Here is a 14,394-nt window from a genome sequence, read left to right as displayed (position 1 = left end):
TGGGCGAGAATGGAGGGATGACCACGCTCCCCCCGCCCCTCGCGATCGGCCCGCACACCGTGCAGCCCCCCGTGGTGCTCGCGCCCATGGCCGGCATCACCAATGCCCCGTTCCGTACGCTCTGCCGCGAGTTCTCGGGCGGCAAGGGGCTGTTCGTGAGCGAAATGATCACGACACGCGCCCTGGTCGAGCGCAACGACAAGACCATGCAGCTGATCCACTTCGACGCGACGGAAAAGCCGCGCTCGATTCAGCTGTACGGGGTGGACCCCGTGACCGTCGGCAAGGCCGTCCGCATGATCGTCGAAGAGGACCGCGCCGACCACATCGACCTCAACTTCGGCTGCCCGGTCCCCAAGGTCACCCGCAAGGGGGGCGGCTCGGCCCTCCCCTACAAGCGCAACCTGCTGCGCGCGATCCTGCGCGAGGCCGTCGCGGGCGCCGGCGACCTGCCGGTGACGATGAAGATGCGCAAGGGCATCGACGACGACCACCTCACCTACCTCGACGCCGGCCGGATCGCGGTCGAGGAGGGGGTCACCGCCATCGCCCTGCACGGCCGCACCACCGCCCAGCACTACGGGGGCACCGCCGACTGGGAGGCCATCGCCCGCCTCAAGGAGCATGTTCCGGAGATCCCGGTGCTCGGCAACGGCGACATCTGGTGCGCCGAGGACGCGCTGCGCATGGTCCGCGAGACCGGCTGCGACGGCGTGGTGGTCGGACGCGGCTGCCTGGGGCGGCCGTGGCTGTTCAACGACCTCGTCGCCGCCTTCGAGGGCCGCCCGGAAGACTTCCACAAGCCGAACCTGCGGGAGGTCGCGGGCACGATGCTGCGGCACGCGCAGCTGCTGGGGGAGTGGATCGGCGACGAGGCGCGCGGTGTGATCGATTTCCGTAAGCACGTCGCCTGGTACCTCAAGGGTTTCGCCGTCGGTTCCGAGATGCGGGGCAAGCTCGCCGTCACCTCCTCCCTGGCCGAGCTGGACGCTCATCTGAGCGAGCTGGACCTGGACCAGCCCTGGCCCGACGGGGCGGACGGCCCGCGGGGCAGGACGTCCGGAAACAACCGAGTTGTCCTGCCGGACGGCTGGCTGAAGGATCCCTACGACTGTGCCGGGGTGAGCGAGGACGCCGAGCTGGACACGTCCGGAGGCTGAGAAATCGCCCTCCGTGCCGCGTGATATACGCCACGCATGGGGGAGGTTTCGCTCAGATGAGCGCGTAAGTCACGGGTAAGACTTTCAAAGGGTGGCACTGGGTGCCACCCTTTGTGCGTTCAAGAGTTGAACGCAAATGTATCGATGATCGCTCATCCGAGCGTGATCAAGCCTCAAAACGCACCTCACGCTTCGGGTTCTGAAGGCTCTTCGTATGTTCGCATTACCGACCGGTTACTTTCGATCCACTGGCGCACGGGTGGTTACGCCCTCATGACGGCCAAGTGGACGTACCGAGAAGCCTTCGATCTGGGTATGTTCCTGGCCGTCAGGGCAGCCACCCGAGTCCTCGAGGAGTCGAGACCCGTGTCGGAAAACAAAGATCAGAAGCTCGTCTACGACTTCACCGAGGGCAACCGGGACCTCAAGGACCTTCTCGGCGGCAAGGGGGCCAACCTCGCCGAGATGACCAACCTGGGTCTTCCCGTCCCTCCCGGCTTCACCATCACCACCGAGGCCTGCAAGGTCTACCTCGAAAGCGGCTCGGCCCCGGCCGAGCTCCGCGACGAGGTCAGCGCGCACCTCGCCGCCCTCGAGGCGAAGATGGGCAAGAAGCTCGGCCAGTCGGACGACCCGCTGCTGGTCTCCGTCCGCTCCGGAGCCAAGTTCTCCATGCCGGGCATGATGGACACGGTCCTCAACATCGGCCTTTCCGACGAGTCCGTCGTCGGCCTCGCCGCCCAGGCCGACAACGAGCGCTTCGCGTGGGACTCGTACCGCCGCCTCATCCAGATGTTCGGCAAGACCGTCCTCGGCGTCGAGGGCGAGCTCTTCGAGGACGCCCTCGACGAGGCCAAGGCCGCCAAGAAGGTCACCGTCGACACCGACCTCGACGCCGCCGACCTCAAGAAGCTGGTCAAGGTCTTCAAGAAGATCGTCGCCAAGGAGGCCGGCCGGGAGTTCCCGCAGGACGCCCGCGAGCAGCTCGACCTCGCCGTCGAGGCCGTCTTCAACTCCTGGAACACCGACCGCGCCAAGCTCTACCGCCGCCAGGAGCGGATCCCCGGCGACCTGGGCACCGCGGTCAACGTCTGCTCCATGGTCTTCGGCAACCTCGGCCCCGACTCGGGCACCGGCGTCGCCTTCACCCGCGACCCGGCCAGCGGCCACGCCGGCGTCTACGGCGACTACCTGCAGAACGCCCAGGGCGAGGACGTCGTCGCGGGCATCCGCAACACGGTCCCGCTCGCGGACCTGGAGGCCATCGACAAGGCCTCGTACGACCAGCTCATGACGATCATGACGACGCTGGAGACCCACTACAAGGATCTCTGCGACATCGAGTTCACCATCGAGCGCGGCCAGCTGTGGATGCTCCAGACCCGCGTGGGCAAGCGCACCGCCGGTGCCGCCTTCCGCATCGCCACCCAGCTCGTCGACCAGGGCCTGATCTCCGAGGCCGAGGCCCTCCAGCGCGTCACGGGCCACCAGCTGGCCCAGCTGATGTTCCCGCGCTTCGACGAGGCCGCGAAGACCACCCTGCTCGGCCGCGGCATCGCCGCCTCCCCGGGCGCGGCGGTCGGCAAGGCCGTCTTCGACTCGTACACGGCCGTCAAGTGGTCCCGCTCCGGCGAGAAGGTCATCCTGATCCGCCGCGAGACCAACCCGGACGACCTGGACGGCATGATCGCCTCCGAGGGCATCCTGACCTCGCGCGGCGGCAAGACCTCGCACGCCGCCGTCGTGGCCCGCGGCATGGGCAAGACCTGCGTCTGCGGCGCCGAGGAGCTCGACGTCGACACCAAGCGCCGCCGGATGACGGTCGGCGAGACGGTCATCGAAGAGGGCGACGTCGTCTCCATCGACGGCTCCACCGGCAAGGTCTACCTCGGTGAGGTACCCGTCGTACCGTCCCCGGTCGTCGAGTACTTCGAGGGCCGCATGCACGCCGGTGCCGACGACGCCGACGAGCTCGTGGCCGCCGTGCACCGGATCATGGCGTACGCGGACCGCGTCCGCCGCCTGCGGGTCCGCGCCAACGCCGACAACGCCGAGGACGCGCTGCGCGCCCGCCGCTTCGGCGCCCAGGGCATCGGCCTCTGCCGCACCGAGCACATGTTCCTCGGCGAGCGCCGCGAGATGGTCGAGCGCCTGATCCTCGCGGACACCGACGGCGAGCGCGAGGCGGCACTCAGTGCCCTCCTGCCGCTGCAGAAGAAGGACTTCGTCGAGCTGTTCGAGGCGATGGACGGCCTGCCCGTCACCGTCCGCCTCCTCGACCCGCCGCTGCACGAGTTCCTGCCCGACATCACCGAGCTGTCGGTGCGCGTGGCCCTCGCCGAGTCCCGCAAGGACGCCAACGAGAACGACCTGCGCCTGCTCCAGGCCGTGCACAAGCTGCACGAGCAGAACCCGATGCTGGGTCTGCGCGGCGTCCGCCTCGGCCTGGTCATCCCCGGCCTGTTCGCCATGCAGGTCCGGGCGATCGCCGAGGCCGCGGCCGAGCGCAAGAACGCCAAGGGCGACCCGCGCGCCGAGATCATGGTCCCGCTGGTGGGCACCGTCCAGGAGCTGGAGATCGTCCGCGAGGAGGCCGACGCGATCATCGCCGAGGTCGAGGCCGCCACCGGCACCAGCCTCAAGCTGTCGATCGGCACGATGATCGAGCTGCCGCGCGCCGCGCTGACCGCCGCCCAGATCGCCGAGGCCGCGCAGTTCTTCTCCTTCGGCACGAACGACCTGACCCAGACGGTGTGGGGCTTCTCCCGCGACGACGTCGAGGCCAGCTTCTTCACGGCCTACCTGGAGAAGGGCATCTTCGGGGTCTCGCCCTTCGAGACCATCGACAGGGACGGCGTCGGCTCCCTCGTGCGCCACGCGGTCGAGCAGGGCCGGGCCACCCGCCCCGACCTCAAGCTCGGCGTCTGCGGCGAGCACGGCGGCGACCCGGAGTCGGTGCACTTCTTCCACGAGGTCGGCCTCGACTACGTCTCCTGCTCGCCGTTCCGGATCCCGGTGGCGCGCCTGGAGGCCGGCCGCGCGGCCGCCGAGGCCAAGGGCTCCGACAGCCGCTGAGCCCCTCCAGGGGCCCTTCGGGGCCCCGCACGGCCCGTACGGGCCCCAGGGCTCCGTGAGCCCCCCTGACTGCGCCCTCCCCCGGTTCCCTGACTGCCGGGGGAGGGCGCGACCCATTTCGGGGGCCGTTCGCGAGACGTCCCGTATCGGGAAATTTTCAACAATGTCATTACGGCGCCAGGCGGTGGACGGATCCCCACCCGTCCACCGCCTGCCGCCTATCTGCCAGGCACGTCGGCGCTTCCCGGTGCGACCGACCGCCAGGCCCCGCAAAGCCCCCCACGGCCTTCACGGAGCGTTTCGGTCGCACCGGAGTGTGCCTGGCGGAGTACAGGATTTCGCTTGTCACGCCTCTGCCGAAAGGGGTTTCAACTGTGGCCGAAAGGGCGTGGTGACCACGTGTGACGGCATGCATACTCATGGGGCGGGGGGATTGCGGTTGCACAGGTGGGGGTTCGGTGCTTCGTATCCATTTCACTGGAGTGGACCTGGCACGCGTACGGATGGCAGGGCGTCCCGATGCGTTGTGGGAAACGATTCTTAGTTTTCATCGCTTAAGAGACCGGCGTGACGCCCGGTTCTTCGGCGAATGGCGTACGGAAACCCGGAGCAGGTTGAATGGTGAAACAAGGCTGCTGGGTGCGCTCATACCGGCTCGTGGCTATTTCCCCGATTTCCTGACCCCGGCCGAGGGCCAGTACGGGTGGGACCTCGGGCTCGACGCGCTGCGCGGGCTGCGCCCCGAGCGGCTGCGCCGGGAGCTGTCCCTCGTGGGCGCCGGCGCCGGGACGGGCTTCGGGGCTGCCTTCGGGACCCCGCCGCCGACCCGGCTGCGGGAGTTCATGGACGGCGGCACCAAGCACCTGCCCCGGCTGCTGGGCGAGCTGCGCGCGTACCACCGGGCGGCCGTGGAGCCGTACTGGAGCCACATCCAGGCCCAGATAGAGGCCGAGCGGGCGGCACGCGGCCGCGCGCTCCTCGACGGGGGCGCGGACGAGCTGCTCGCCTCGCTGCCGCCGATGCTGCGCTGGCGGGCCCCGGTGCTGGAGTGCGAGTACCCGGTGGACCGGGACGTACGGCTGCGCGGGCGCGGGCTGCTGCTCCAGCCGTCCTTCTTCTGCCGCCGGACGGCCGTGACCCTGCACGACCCGGAACTGCCGCCCGTGCTGGTCTACCCGGCCGCCGCCCAGCTGGCCTCCGCGGCGTCGGGCGGGGAGGCCGCCCGGCCGGCCGAGGAGCAGCGCCAGCGCACCCTGGGCAAGCTGGTGGGCCACACCCGCTCGGTCGTGCTGCGGGCCATCGGCGACGGGGCAACCACCAGCGAACTGGCCCGCCGGGCCGGGGTCTCCCTGGCCTCCGCGAGCCAGCACGCCTGCGTGATGCGCGAGGCGGGCCTGGTGACGACCCTGCGCCACGGCAACGCGGTCCTGCACACGGTGACCCCGCTGGGCGCGGCCCTGCTCAAGGGCGGCGCGGTGGTCTCCTGAAGGATCGGTTCACCAGACGCGCCGCGGCCCGGCGGGGGAGGCGGGAGCCATCCCCGCCGGGCCGCGGCGGTGTCGGGCGTCAGACGCGGAACGGCCCGGTCACCTCGTAGGTGATGCCGCCGGTCGAGGAGCCGCTCGTACCGCGCTGGCTGCTGAAGTACAGCCGGCTGCCGTTCGGGGAGAACGCGGGCCCGGTGATCTCCGAGGAGGACTGGCCGGTGATCCGCAGGAAGGGCGCCACCACGTCGTCCGGGGTGATCACGCAGATCTCCATGTTGCCGCCGTCCTCGGCGACGTACAGGTCCCCGTACGTCGACCCGGTGACGTTGTCGACACCGGTCAGCGGCGCCGCGCCGCCGGGGACCAGGGAGTCGTCGTAGGCCAGCTCGTAGGTGCTGCTCGCCAGGTTGAGCTGCCAGACCCGGTTGTCGCCCTTGGTCGTGAACCACACGGTGTCGCTCGCGTAGTGGCAGCCCTCGCCGCCGTTGAAGTGCTTGGCGCCGGAGACCTGGGTGCGGGTCGTGGTCGGGGAGCCGTCGGGGTCCGGCACGTTCTGCCAGCTGAAGGAGCCGGAGGTGCCGCTCCCGGCGACCATCACCTGGAGCGTGCCGGAGGAGAGGCTGCCCCAGGTGGTGGGCACGAACCGGTAGAAGCAGCCGTTCGTCTCGTCCTCGGTCAGGTAGACCACCTGGCGCACCGGGTCGGCCGCCGCCGCCTCGTGTTTGAAGCGGCCCATCGCGGGCCGCTGCACGGCCGCGTTGACCCCGTACGGGTCGGTCTCGTAGACGTAGCCGAGGCTGACCTCCTCGCACGACAGCCAGGTGTTCCACGGGGTCTTGCCGCCCGCGCAGTTCTGCCGGGTGTTCGAGAGGATCCGGTACGCCCCGGTGACCGTGCCCGAGGAGTTGAACTTCACCGCGCTCGCGCCGCCGCTCGGGTTGATCTCCGAGTTCGACACGTAGATCCAGCCGCTGCCGTCCGCGAAACACGCACCGCCGTCGGGGGCGCTGTGCCAGGTGTACGAGGTGCCGCTCACCGTCTGCGAGGAGCGGGCGATGACCCGGCTGCTGAACCCGGACGGGAGCATGATCCCGTTGGCGTCCGCCGCGCCGAGGGCCCCGTACGGCCCGGCGCCCGGCTGGGCGGGGGCGGCGTACGCGGCCCCGTGGCTGAGGGTTCCGGCGAAGGCGGCGGCGGAGGTGCCGATCACGGCACCGCGCAGGAAGGTACGACGTTCCACGGTCACTCCTGTGGGAGGAGGGCCCCCGCGCCCGGTCGGACGCGAGGTCGCATGCGTCGAGGAACCTAGGGGCGCAGCATGGACGGGGCGCCAACTCCTCGTGACGCGCGAGCGACCGGCACGCGGGCAGTCGCCCCGGCCCGCCGGCCCGCCTGACGACTCCGTTCCAAGGGCTCTGACCTGCGGAAACGAAATCCATAAAAAACTTCGCCGGACAGCGATGAGTTCTGCCGGTACCCCGGGTCTACCCCTTCGGCAACGCACCGCGTACCGCGCACCACGCCACACCAGAGAAGAGGAACCGAGATGGCTCAGATGATCTTCGTCAACCTGCCGGTGAAGGACCTGGACGCCGCGAAGGCCTTCTGGGAGAAGCTCGGCTACTCCTTCAACCCGCAGTTCACCGACCCGACCGCCGCCTGCATGGTCGTCAGCGACAGCATCTTCGCGATGCTGCTGACCGAGGAGAAGTTCAAGGAGTTCGCCACCAAGCCGGTGGCCGACGCCTCGAAGACCACCGAGGTGATGGTCGCGCTCAGCGCCGACAGCCGGGAGAAGGTCGACGAGGTCGTCGACGCCGCCCTCGCGGCCGGCGCCGTCGAGCCCCGCCCCGCCATGGACCTCGGCTTCATGTACGGCCGCGCCTTCGAGGACCTGGACCACCACGTGTGGGAGTTCGTCTGGATGGACCCGGCCGCGGTCCAGGGCTGATGTCCTACGGGGCGGGGGCGGTCCGCACCGGGTACGTCCGGACCGCCACCTCCTCGTCGTCCAGGCAGCGCCCCGACTCCAGGTCGAAGCGCTGCTTCAGCAGCGGCGAGGCCACGAAGGGCCGCCCCGCCGCACGCCCCACCAGCCCGCGCGACAGGACGTGCGCGCCGGTGAAGGGGTCCTGGTTGCCGATCGCGTACGGGCGCCCCGCGCGGTCGAGGAAGACCGCCGCCTGGCTCCCGTCGGGCAGCAGGGCCGCGACCCCGCGCCCGGGGGTGAGCGCCGACAGCGGGCACACCGTCAGCCAGCCTTCGGCCACCTTCAGTTCGACGGTCATCGGGCCGGTCCTCCAATGGTCAGGACGGCCAGGTCGGGCTTGACCTGGTCGCGCTCGGGAACGAACTTCACGGTCGGGTCGGGCGCGCCGGGCGCGTTGACGAAGGACACGAACCGGCGCAGGCGCTCGGGATCCGACAGGGTCTCGGCCCACTCGTCGCGGTAGTGCGCCACGTGGTCGGCCATCAGGGCCTCCAGCTCGTCGCACAGCCCCAGCGAATCGTGCACCACCACGTCCCGCAGGTGGTCCAGGCCGCCCTCCAGCCGGTCCAGCCAGGTGGACGTCCGCTCCAGCCGGTCGGCGGTGCGGATGTAGAACATCAGGAACCGGTCGATGAGCCGCACCAGTTCGGCGTCCGACAGGTCCTGCGCCAGCAGGTCCGCGTGGCGCGGGGTCGCCCCGCCGTTCCCGCCGACGTACAGGTTCCAGCCGCTCGCCGTCGCGATGACCCCGAAGTCCTTGCTCTGCGCCTCCGCGCACTCGCGGGCACAGCCGGACACCGCCGACTTCAGCTTGTGCGGGGCGCGCAGGCCCCGGTAGCGCAGCTCCAGGTCGATGGCCATCCGTACGCTGTCCTGCACCCCGTAGCGGCACCAGGTCTGCCCCACGCAGGACTTCACCGTCCGCAGGGCCTTGCCGTACGCGTGCCCGGACTCGAAACCGGCGTCGACCAGCCGCGCCCAGATCCGCGGGAGCTGGTCCACGCTCGCGCCGAACAGGTCGATGCGCTGACCGCCCGTGATCTTCGTGTAGAGGCCGAAGTCGCGGGCCACCTCCCCGATCACGATCAGCTTGTCCGGGGTGATCTCACCGCCCGGGATGCGCGGGACGACCGAGTACGAGCCGTTGCGCTGGAGGTTGGCGAGGAAGTGGTCGTTGGTGTCCTGGAGGGCGGCCTGCTCCCCGTCCAGGACGTAGCCGCTGGCGCCCAGGGCCGGGGCCAGGGAGGCGATGATCGAGCCGACGGCGGGCTTGCAGACCTCGCAGCCGTCGCCGCCGCGCGCCTCGGTGCGGCCGTGGCCGTCCAGCAGCTCCTGGTACGAGGCCAGGCGCCGGGTGCGGACGATCTCGTACAGCTCGGCCCGGGTGTACGGGAAGCAGCCGCACAGCCCCTGGTCGGCGGCCGCCGGCAGCAGCTGCCCGATCACCTTCAGGCAGCTGCCGCAGCCGGTGCCGGCCTTGGTGCACTTCTTGACCTCGGGCAGGGTGGCGCAGGCGGTGATGGCCCCCTTGGTGACGTTGTGGCAGGAGCAGATCACCGCCGTGTCCGGCAGCGCGGACGGGCCGAGCGCGACGGGCGCGCCGACTCCGGCGGGCAGTACCAGCTGCTCGGGTGCGACCGGCGGGACGCTGCCGGTCAGCGGGCGCAGCAGCCCGTACGAGTCGGCGTCGCCGACCAGCACGCCGCCGAGCAGCACCCCGTCGGCGGAGACGACCAGCTTCTTGTAGACGCCGGTGCGGGAGTCGGACCAGACCACGTCCAGGCTGCCCTCGGCGGCGCCGTGCGCGTCGCCGAAGGAGGCCACGTCCACGCCGAGCAGCTTGAGCTTGGTGGACAGGTCGGCGCCGGTGAACTCCTTCTCCCGGCCGAGGAGGTCCTCGGCGGCGGTCTCGGCCATCTCGTAGCCCGGCGCGACCAGCCCGTAGACGCGGCCGTCGACGGCCTGCGCGCACTCGCCGATGGCGTACACGTGCGGGTCGGAGGTGCGGCAGCGGGTGTCGACGGTGATGCCGCCGCGCTCGCCGACGGCCAGGCCGGCCGCGCGGGCCAGCTGGTCGCGGGGGCGGACCCCGGCCGAGAAGACCACCAGCTCGGTCTCGACGGCGGAGCCGTCCGAGAGGCTCATCCCGCACACCGAGCCGTCCTCGCCGGTCAGCACCTCCTGCGTGCCGACGCCGGTGTGCACCGTCAGCCCCATGGACTCGATGGTGCGCAGCAGGGCCGCGCCGCCGCCCTCGTCCACCTGGACGGGCATCAGGCGCGGGGCGAACTCCACGATGCGGGTCGCGAGCCCGAGCCCCTGGAGGGCGCCCGCGGCCTCCAGCCCGAGCAGGCCGCCGCCGACGACGGCTCCGCTGGACCGGGTCTTGGCGTACTCCTCGATCGCGAGGAGGTCCTCGATGGTGCGGTACACGAAGCAGCCCGGGGCGTCCTTGCCGGGGACGGGCGGCACGAACGGGTAGCTGCCGGTCGCCAGCACGAGCACGTCGTACGCGAAGACCCGCCCGGAGCGGGAGGTGACGGTACGGGAGCCGGTGTCGACGTGCTCGGCGGGGTCGTCGAGGTGCAGCTCGATCCCGTGCTCCGCCATGAAGCCGGCCGGGGTCAGGGAGAGGTCCTCGGGGGTGCTTCCGGAGAAGTACGAGGTGAGGTGGACCCGGTCGTAGGCGGGCCGGGGCTCCTCGCAGAGCACGGTGATCCGGTGCGTCGCGGTGGCCCCGCGCTCGGCGAGGGCCTCCAGGTAGCGCTGGCCGACCATGCCGTGTCCGATGAGCACGATCGCGGGCAGGGGCTCGGGCACGGTCATCAGTGGCCTCCGTCGTCGGTGAGCAGGTGGAACGGGTCGTGCGGGGCGGTCAGGAACTCGTCGCCCTCCCAGGTGCGGGCGAGGGCCCCCACCGTGGAGAGCTCCCCGAGCAGCACCCCGCCGACGAGCCGGTCGCCGCGCAGGACGACCTTGCGGTAGGTGCGGCGGGTGGCGTCCGCGAGGCGGAGCACGTCGTCGCCGGGGAGCGGGGTGGGGTCGCCGAACGCGGCGAGGTCGAAGGGGCCGGGGCCGCCGGCCGTGGGGAGGGTGAGGCGGGTGAGGGCGCGGGTGCCGGTGTACTCGGCGGCGTCCCCGCGCAGCACCGCCGCGAGGGCGTCGGCCTGCTCCAGGGCGGGTCCCGCCAGTCCGTACACCCGGCCGTCGTGCTCGGCGCAGTCTCCGATGGCGTGGACGCGCGGGTCGTCCGTGCGCAGCCGGCCGTCGACCACGACGCCCTTGCGGACCTCCAGCCCGGCCGCCTGGGCGAGTCCGACGCGGGGGCGGACCCCGCAGGCGAGGACGACGACGTCGGCGTCGAGCCGGTAGCCGTCGGCGAGCTCGACGCCGGTCACCTTGCGGGGGCCCTGGCCGGGCGTCGCACCGGGTCGCCGGCGGGCGGGCGGGACCCGGACGGGTGCGGTGCCGCTGCCGGAGCCCGGGGGAACGGAGGAAGGGCGGGGCGGGGAGGAGGCATCGCGCAGCGGCGTACCGGTCGTGGTCAGGCCCCTGACGCGGCACTCGGTGTGGATCTCCACGCCGAGCGCGGTCAGGTGGTCCCGCAGCAGCGCGGAGGCGTCGGCGTCCAGCTGGCGCTCCATCAGGCGCTCCGCCTGCTGGGCGAGGACCACCTGCGCACCCCGCGCGGCCAGCGCACGGGTCGCCGAGACGCCCAGCAGCCCGCCGCCGATCACCACCGCCCGCACGCCCGGGCGTACGGCCGCCGCGAGGGCCAGGCAGTCGTCCATGGTGCGGAACGCGTGCACCCCCTCGGGGAGCTCCCGCCCGTCCGGGGCGAACAGCCCGCGCAGCGGCGGCAGCACCGGGTTCGAGCCGGTGGCCAGCACCAGGGTGTCGTACCGCTCCACCGAACCGTCGTCGCAGTGCACGGCCCGGTCCGCGCGGTCGATCCGCACCGCCCGGACACCCCGGCGCAGCGCCGGGCCGGGGGCCGGGAGCGCGGTGACCTCGGGTGCGTACCGGCCCGCCAGCACCTCGGCCAGCAGGACCCGGTTGTAGGGGGCGTGGGTTTCCTCCCCGAGCACGGTCACCGCCGCACCGGGGCCCAGCCGCGCAGCGAGCCGCAGGCCCGCCAGGCCGCCGCCGATCACCACCACACGCTGTTCCGAGGTCATGGCACGAGCGTGCGGGCGGGCTGTTTCCCCGCCGCATCGCCCCTGTTACCCGGACGGAACACCGACCTCAGCGCCCGCGCCCAGGGCCGGTGAGGCCCTGGCCGAGGCGTCGAAGGGGCGTCGAAGGGGCGTCGAAGGGGCGTCGAAGGGGCGGGGAGGGGGCGAGGAGGGGGCGGCGAAGCTCAACCTTTGCGCAAGTTTCCGGGGATCGATGGTCCCTGCACCGATGCGGTACCTAGGGTCGTGGCCGTGCCTGACATATCAACGACGATGATCATCGTGCTGTGCGCGGCCGCCGCGGCGGCCGGCTGGATCGACGCGGTGGTCGGCGGCGGCGGACTGCTGCTCCTGCCGGCCCTGCTGCTCGGCCTGCCGAACGCCCAGCCCGCCGCCGTCCTCGGGACCAACAAGGCGGTGGCCATCGTCGGCACCGCCGGGGCGGCCGTCACCTACGTGCGCAAGACCCCGGTCGACGTGAAGCTCGCCGTCCGCATCGGGCTGGCCGCGCTCGCCGGATCGATGGGCGGGGCCGCGCTCGCCGGCGGGATCAGCAAGGACGCCATGCGGCCGCTGATCATGGGGGTCCTGGTGGTGGTCGCCGCCGTCGTCATCTTCAAGCCGGGCTTCGGCGCCGCCCCCGCCGCCTCGCCCGTCTCCCGCGGCCGCGTGCTGCTCACCATCGCCCTCGCCGGCCTGGGCATCGGCTGCTACGACGGCCTCATCGGACCCGGCACCGGCACCTTCCTGGTGCTGGCCCTGACCGCCCTGCTCCACCTCGACCTGGTCACCGCCTCCGCCACCGCCAAGATCGTCAACTGCTGCACCAACGCCGGGGCGCTCGCGATGTTCGCCTACCAGGGGATGGTGTTCTGGCGGCTGGCCGCCCTGATGGCGGTCTTCAATCTGGCCGGCGGCATGGTCGGCGCCCGGATGGCCCTGAAGAAGGGCAGCGGCTTCGTCCGCGGCGTTCTGCTCACCGTGGTGGGCGCCCTGGTGGTCAAGCTCGGCCTCGAACAGTGGGGATAGGCCCCGTCAGAACGTCCCCGTCAGGTGGGCGAAGACGACCACGTTGCCCTGGTAGCCGGTGCGCGGGGAGAAGGCACCGCCGCAGGTGATCACCCGCAGTTCCGCACGCGGCGAGGGCCCGTACACGCGCCGGTCCGGGAAGGCCCCGGCGTCGTACACCTCGACCGCGTGGACGGTGAACACGGCCGTACGCCCGTCCGCGCGGTCGACCTCCACCGCGGCCCCCCGGCGCAGCGCGCCCAGGTGGTAGAAGACCGCCGGGCCGCTGGCGTGGTCGACGTGCCCCGCGATCACCGCGGTGCCCGTCGCACCCGGCGTGGTCCCGTCCCGGTACCAGCCGGCGAGCTCGCGGCGGGCCGGCGGGGGCACTTCGAGGCTGCCGTCGTGGTCCAGGCCCAGCCCGGTCAGCGGGGCGTCCACCCGGATCGACGGGATCCTGATCCGCACGGGCGGGGATCCGGGGAGCGGGCCGATGCTCCCGGAGTAGAGGGGCTGCGCGCTCAGCGCCTCGGCGGGGGAGGGCAGCGGCGGCCGCACGGTCACGGCCGAACCGCTGCCGATGAGCCAGACGCCGACGCAGGCGGCGACCGCGACCAGTCCGGCCCGCGCCGGGAGCGACCCGCGGGTGCCGCCGCGCGGGCCGTCCCGCCCGCCGGGGAAGCCGCCACGCATGCGCCGTACCCCCTCGTCTCACCGTTCCTGTCGCCGTTCCTGGAGTGGCCGTCGCCCGTCCCCGCGAACGGGGGGGACCTCGCGGGGCGGGCGACGGGGGGCGGTACCGGTCGGACCGCGGCCGCAGCCGCGGTGGGCGCCCGTCAGCTCCGCGTGCCGCTCGCCCGGCGACGCAGGAGCCAGGTACCGCCGACGGCGGCCGCGGCCAGCACTGCCGCTCCCGCCGTGATCTTGGCGGGGTCGGTGGCGGTGGTCGTGCCACCACCCACCCCGGTCCGTACGTGGCCCTGCGGGCCATGTTCGGTGACGACCAGGTCGCCGGTGGCGAACTTGCCGTTCGCGCAGGTGGCGCCGATGCCGTAGGTGCCCGGCCGCAGACCCTGGCCGATCCGGAACCGGCCCGTGACCACGTCCTCGCGGCTGCCCGGGGCCAGTTCGAACCGGCCGCCCTCCACCGTGCTGGCATCGCCCTCGGCCCGGCTGCCCCGGCCGCAGGCCTTGGTGTGCACGGTGACGGTGGCGCCCGGGGCGGCCGACTTCGGCCAGACCTCCAGCACGGCGAAGTCCCCGGGCGCGAAGGCCGTCATGCCCAGCTCCGCGGCGGCCACCGCTCCGGCGACCGGCCCGGCGAAGGCGACGGCGGTCAGCGCGGTGGCGGTGAGCACGTGGGCGGTGCTGCGGCGCATGGGTACTCCAGGGGACACGGGGTCGTGTTCCGAGGTAAACCGGCCCGTCGGCCCACCGCCTGCTGAGCCTGCGTCAGATCCCGCCCCCGATACCCCGGAGAGCAGTATCCGTGCAGGTCA

General features: G+C 72.2%; 11 protein-coding genes. 5 read left to right on the top strand and 6 right to left on the bottom strand.

All coding sequences use genetic code 11. From position 1 onward, the window contains the following. Positions 1-17: 17 nt before the first annotated feature. The 3 genes from dusB (at position 18) to ACZ7IF_RS18180 (ending at position 5,722) form a co-directional block, all read left to right on the top strand. On the top strand, positions 18-1,160 hold the full coding sequence (gene dusB, locus ACZ7IF_RS18190) for a tRNA dihydrouridine synthase DusB (RefSeq protein WP_470972238.1): 1,143 nt from the start codon (positions 18-20) through the stop codon (positions 1,158-1,160). 366 nt (positions 1,161-1,526) lie between these two features. Next, complete coding sequence (ppdK, locus tag ACZ7IF_RS18185) at positions 1,527-4,235, top strand: pyruvate, phosphate dikinase (protein ID WP_470972236.1); 2,709 nt, start codon at positions 1,527-1,529, stop codon at positions 4,233-4,235. A 458-nt stretch (positions 4,236-4,693) separates the two neighbouring features. After that, complete coding sequence (locus ACZ7IF_RS18180; protein ID WP_470972234.1) at positions 4,694-5,722, top strand: ArsR/SmtB family transcription factor; 1,029 nt, start codon at positions 4,694-4,696, stop codon at positions 5,720-5,722. A gap of 79 nt (positions 5,723-5,801) precedes the next feature. Here the strand turns inward: ACZ7IF_RS18180 and ACZ7IF_RS18175 are convergent, their stop codons facing one another. Continuing rightward, positions 5,802-6,962 carry an alkaline phosphatase PhoX gene (locus ACZ7IF_RS18175; protein ID WP_470972232.1) on the bottom strand — a complete coding sequence of 387 codons (1,161 nt, stop codon included), beginning with the start codon at positions 6,960-6,962 and terminating at the stop codon, positions 5,802-5,804. Between the two features lie 306 nt (positions 6,963-7,268). On the opposite strand from ACZ7IF_RS18175, the gene ACZ7IF_RS18170 reads away from it, so the two are divergent. Continuing rightward, the gene (locus ACZ7IF_RS18170; RefSeq protein ID WP_470972230.1) at positions 7,269-7,673 is read left to right on the top strand and encodes a VOC family protein; all 405 of its coding nucleotides are present in this window, start codon (positions 7,269-7,271) and stop codon (positions 7,671-7,673) included. A gap of 4 nt (positions 7,674-7,677) precedes the next feature. Here the strand turns inward: ACZ7IF_RS18170 and nirD are convergent, their stop codons facing one another. Genes nirD through ACZ7IF_RS18155 form a run of 3 tightly spaced genes read right to left on the bottom strand, consistent with a single transcriptional unit; the run spans position 7,678 to position 11,890 of the window. Further along, positions 7,678-8,010, bottom strand: coding sequence for a nitrite reductase small subunit NirD (nirD, locus tag ACZ7IF_RS18165; RefSeq protein ID WP_470972228.1), 333 nt, complete (start codon positions 8,008-8,010; stop codon positions 7,678-7,680). Further along, entirely contained in the window at positions 8,007-10,538 is a 2,532-nt protein-coding gene (gene nirB, locus ACZ7IF_RS18160) for a nitrite reductase large subunit NirB (RefSeq protein ID WP_470972226.1), read from the bottom strand. Before nirB ends, nirD begins: the two co-directional genes overlap by 4 nt. Continuing rightward, positions 10,538-11,890 carry an NAD(P)/FAD-dependent oxidoreductase gene (locus ACZ7IF_RS18155; protein WP_470972224.1) on the bottom strand — a complete coding sequence of 451 codons (1,353 nt, stop codon included), beginning with the start codon at positions 11,888-11,890 and terminating at the stop codon, positions 10,538-10,540. Before ACZ7IF_RS18155 ends, nirB begins: the two co-directional genes overlap by 1 nt. A 249-nt stretch (positions 11,891-12,139) precedes the next feature. Here ACZ7IF_RS18155 and ACZ7IF_RS18150 point away from each other — a divergent pair, with 249 nt between their 5' ends. After that, positions 12,140-12,916: a sulfite exporter TauE/SafE family protein gene (locus ACZ7IF_RS18150; RefSeq protein ID WP_470972222.1), complete on the top strand. Its 777-nt coding sequence runs from the start codon at positions 12,140-12,142 to the stop codon at positions 12,914-12,916. 6 nt (positions 12,917-12,922) lie between these two features. On the opposite strand, the gene ACZ7IF_RS18145 is transcribed toward ACZ7IF_RS18150, so the two are convergent. Together ACZ7IF_RS18145 and ACZ7IF_RS18140 are read right to left on the bottom strand one after the other, a co-directional pair. Further along, positions 12,923-13,588 carry a class F sortase gene (locus ACZ7IF_RS18145; protein ID WP_470972220.1) on the bottom strand — a complete coding sequence of 222 codons (666 nt, stop codon included), beginning with the start codon at positions 13,586-13,588 and terminating at the stop codon, positions 12,923-12,925. A 143-nt stretch (positions 13,589-13,731) separates the two neighbouring features. Then, positions 13,732-14,274 (bottom strand): hypothetical protein, encoded by a 543-nt coding sequence (locus ACZ7IF_RS18140; RefSeq protein ID WP_470972218.1) that lies wholly within the window; start codon positions 14,272-14,274, stop codon positions 13,732-13,734. Positions 14,275-14,394: the final 120 nt, after the last annotated feature.

This window comes from Streptomyces sp. NPDC037421, assembly GCF_055602105.1.
The sequence above is the reverse complement of the archived record's forward strand: the minus strand, read 5'-3'. Positions and strand labels throughout refer to the sequence as shown.